Source organism: Rhodoferax sp. (assembly GCF_028715765.1).
Classification (GTDB): Bacteria; Pseudomonadota; Gammaproteobacteria; order Burkholderiales; family Burkholderiaceae_C; genus Rhodoferax.
The window spans coordinates 1-4,291 of record NZ_JAQURE010000092.1; the positions used below are offsets into that span (position 1 = coordinate 1).

Here is a 4,291-nt window from a genome sequence, read left to right on the forward strand (position 1 = left end):
CGACCACTTGCGCCACCACCTCGCCGCCTTGCACGGCCACCGTGCTGGCACTCATGGCCAGCTGGTTGGCCTGGCGGGCGTTGTCGGCGTTTTGCTTGACGGTGGAGCTTAGCTCTTCCATGCTGGCAGCGGTTTGCTCCAAGGCGCTGGCTTGGCTTTCGGTGCGGTTGCTGAGGTCTTGGTTGCCTTGGGCGATTTCGGCACTGGCGGTGGCCACGGATTCGCTGCCTTGGCGCACGTGGGACACCACTTTGACCAAGTTGGTGCGCAAGGCTTCCAAGTCACGCAGCATGATGCCAATTTCATCGGCTTGTCCGGCTTCAATGGTGGTACTGAGTTCGCCTGCAGCCATGTTCACCAAAGCCGTTTGCGCGTTGGCAATAGGGCGTGTAATGGCTACCGTGGTTTGGTAGGCCACTAGCAGTACGCTCAGCAAAGCCAATAGCCCCAAAATTTCACCCACCAAGGCCCAGCGTTGAATCACCTTTTGATCTTGTAAATAGGCTTGTTCAGCGATCTGTTTGGTCATGGGGATCAGCGCCTGCAGGTGCTTGATCACGCTTTTATGCAGCACGGGCCACTCGTCTTCAAGCACGCTGGTCAGTGCTTTGGTGTCGTTGGCTGCGTAGCCTGTGTCAATATGGGCTAACACCTCATCTACTTTTGACCAATTGGCTTGCAGTGCTTGAAATTCGGCACTGCTTTGCTCATTGATAAAAATTTTGGCAAACAAGGGCAATGCAACTTTGGCAGTTGCCACAAGTTCAGCGCGAGCCTCTGTCAAATGATTGCGCGAGCCCTGCACCGGCAATTGCTCAAGCAACACGCCCGCCACCCTGAAACGCACTTCAAGCAAGGTGCTTTCCAATTTCTGAATGTGTGCAATCGACAGGGTGTGATCTTCATAAAGGTCTTGCAGGGCTTGCGCACTGAGCCGGTTGGCCATGAAGGTAACAGCTGCCAGCGCCGCAATACCCAGTAAGGCAAAAGCCGCAAGCATGCTTAAACGGTTTTTAATTGATAAAAGCATGCCCATGGCTCAGCCTCCTTTTGCTTGATGAACTGAATCAGTTACTGTGTTGGCAAGCCAGCAGCCACCCATTCAGGCATGCCACCACGGAACCATTGCACCTTGCTGTAACCGGCCTTGATGGCCGCCACCGAGGCCTTGTAGCTCTTCCAGCAGCTGCCTGAGTTACAGAAAAAAACCACTGGGGCGGCTTTGTCGGTGGGCAGTTTGGTCAGGTCAAAACTGTCCTGGGCGGGGTCAAAGTTGACGTCTTTTGCACTTTTTTCTTTGTAGGGCACATTTTTTGCGCCCAGAATGGTTTTTTCTGCAAATTCAGCGGCCACGCGGGTGTCAATCACTGGCACGCCTTTGCCTAGCAGGGTTTTGACTTCTGCTGCGCTCACCAGGGTGGTGCCTTTCAGCGTGGCTGGGGTGTCTGCGGCCAGCACGGGCATGGCCAAGCCCACGCTCAAAGCCAAGGCTGACATCAGTTTGAGGGTGCTACGTTTGTTCATGAAAGTCTCCTTTTGGGGTTGAAAAACTGGATAGTACGGGTGCGCAAGGTCGATCAAGCCAAGAGCAGTTTGCGCTGCATCAACACTTGCTCATATTTTTAAGTTTAGAACTTAAATTTTTCAAATGTCATAGAACAAAGGGGCTTCGGTGTTGTACTGGCTGGCCAAAAATTGGCTTGGTCTGAAATCATCAGGGCTTTGCAGCAGTGCTTCAAACTGTGCCAGTGGCACCGGTTTGCTGAAGAAGTAGCCTTGTGCCACTTCGCACTGCAGGTCGGCCAGCAGCATGCCTTGCGCGGCCGTTTCTACCCCTTCAGCCACCAGCGTCATACCCATGTTGTGCGCCATGCCAATGATGGTTTTGACCATTTCCACATCGTCCGGATTTTGGTCTGAATGGCTGACAAAAGACTGGTCAATTTTCAGCACATCAATCGGGAACCGGCGCAAATACGACAAGCTTGAATAACCCGTGCCAAAGTCGTCCAGTGACAGCTGCACCCCCATGTCATGCATGCGTTGCAGCACTGGCCCCATGCTTTGGGCATCCAGCAGCAAGCTCTCAGTCAGCTCCACGCTCATGTGCTGGGGCAACACACCGCAGGCCAAGGCCGAGGTTAAATTGGCCAGCAATTCATCCGGGTGCAAAAACTGCCGTGCCGACACGTTAAAACTCACCTTCAACGCGTGCCCCTGGTCTTGCCAAACTTTGGCTTGACTGCACGCTTGGTGCATGACCCAACGGCCAATCTGGTTGATCAAGTCACTGTGCTCGGCAATTGGGATAAAGCGCCCAGGCGGCACCAGTCCCATGGTGGGGTGGTTCCAGCGAATCAAGGCCTCACACCTCAGCAAATGACCGGTGTGCAAATTGACCTGTGGTTGGTAATACAGCTCAAACTCTTCACGCTCAAGCGCCTTGCGCAAATGGCGCTCCATGTGCAGCCGCTCTTGCGCGTCGTCATTGAGTGCCTTGGTAAAGAAGCGGTAGGTGGCGCGCCCCAATTTTTTGGCTTGGTACAGCGCGGCATCGGCTTGCTTGAGCAAGGTGTCGGTGTCTGCGCCATCTTGCGGGCACAGGCTGATGCCAATGCTGGGCGTCACGCGCAGCTCTTCACCACGAATGTGCATCGGCTTTGACAAGGCGGCAATCACCTTGTCAGCCATGGCGGCAGCGGCCAGCTCAGTGGCCACGTTGGGCAGCAGCAGCACAAATTCGTCGCCACCCACCCGGGCCACGGTGTCTTCGGCGCGCACGCACGCTTGCAAGCGCAGCGCCATTTGCAACAGCAGTTCGTCGCCTACTGGGTGCCCCAGGCTGTCGTTGACCAGCTTGAAGTGGTCCAGGTCTAAAAACAGCACTGCCACATGGGCTTGGTGGCGTTGGGCACTGCTGATGGCCTGGTTCAGCCGGTCGTGCAGCAAGCGGCGGTTGGCCAGCCCGGTCAGCTGGTCGTGGTAGGCCATGTAAGCAATTTGCCGGGCGGTTTCTTTTTGGACTGAGATGTCTCTGAAAAGCGTTTGAAACACCGTCACCCCATCCGGCAGCTGCATCAATTGCACCGAAATGTCGACGTCAAACACCGTGCCATCGGCGCGGCGGTAGACCGACTCAAAATCGTCTCGCCCGGTTTGCAGTATCTTGAGCTTGCGCGCCTCAACCGTGGCTTGGTCGTCTTGCGCCTCAAAGTCCCACACATGCAGGGTGGGCATTTGAGCGCTGCTGTAGCCCAGCTGGTGCATGGCTTCGCGGTTGTGGGCGGCAATTTGCATGCCGGTGTCGATCAGCAACACGCCCTCGGGCAGTTGCTCAAACAAAGCTTCGTATTGCTTGTGGGCAATGGTGGCTTCTTCTTCGGCCAGCTTGCGGGTGTGAATGTCTTCAATCACCGACACGCCAAAGTCAGGTGTGCCGTCGTCTTTCCAGACCACCCGCACATTGATGGCCACCCAAACCACTTGGCCATCTTTGCGGATGTAGCGCTTCTCCGAGCGGTAAATGACCATCTCTCTGGCCAGCAGGCGCTTGATGTTGGCCATGTCGGTGCCCACATCGTCTGGGTGGGTGATGCCCTGAAACGACAGGCGCATCAGCTCTTGCGCCGGGTAGCCGGTGATGTCGCACAGCTTCTGGTTGACCCGCGTCCACTTGCCCGCAGGTGAAATATGCGCCATGCCCACCGCCGAGAGGTTGAAGGTTTTCTCAAACAACTCGTGCTCGCGCTCAAACTGCAGCTGGGTGGCATGGCGAATGGATATGTCGTGAAACACCAGCACCACACCAAACAACTGCCCACGTGAATCAAACAGCGGCGCGGCTGAGTGTTCAATCACCAACTGGCTGCCGTCTGGCCGCACCAAGGCCGAGCTTGCCAACGCCTGCACCGGCTTTTGCTCTGCCAGCACCTGCTGTACGGGCGAGGCCAGCGTTTGCCCCGTGTGCAGGTCGGCCAGCTTGATCACATCCATGTAGCGCTGCCCGCAAGCCCGCGCTTGGGTAGTGCCCAGCATGGCCTCAGCACGTGCGTTGAGCGAGGTGACCTTGCCCGCCACATCAAGCACCACCACCGCATCGTCAATGGCCTCAAAAATGGCACGGGCACGCCGGTCGTGCCGCCCCAGCTGGCGCATGGTGCGGTATGAACCCAGATAATCCATTAGAGATTTCGATGTTTCAAGCGAGTCCGAACTTGTGCAGACTTGGGGCAATTTCAGCTTGAGCCCAAAGGCCCTCAAACCACTTTCGTCGCCGTCGTGCCAAAGCCAT

General features: G+C 56.3%; 3 protein-coding genes. All 3 read right to left on the bottom strand.

The genetic code is table 11. The annotated features are described in order from the left end of the window. Positions 1–1,036, bottom strand: a 1,036-nt coding sequence (locus tag PHT20_RS16325; protein ID WP_301021362.1) for an MCP four helix bundle domain-containing protein, incomplete at its 3' end; no start/stop codon positions are given. Positions 1,037–1,071: 35 nt separating this feature from the next. Beyond that, the gene (locus PHT20_RS16330; RefSeq protein ID WP_300088723.1) at positions 1,072–1,524 is read right to left on the bottom strand and encodes a rhodanese-like domain-containing protein; all 453 of its coding nucleotides are present in this window, start codon (positions 1,522–1,524) and stop codon (positions 1,072–1,074) included. 120 nt (positions 1,525–1,644) lie between these two features. Then, the coding region (locus PHT20_RS16335) for an EAL domain-containing protein (RefSeq protein WP_301021363.1) at positions 1,645–4,291 on the bottom strand (2,647 nt) is incomplete at its 5' end.

Coding starts and splice junctions, on each gene's coding strand:
- PHT20_RS16330 (WP_300088723.1), bottom strand. CDS start 1,524: ATGAACAAACGTAGCACCCTCAAACTGATGTCAGCCTTGGCTTTGAGC.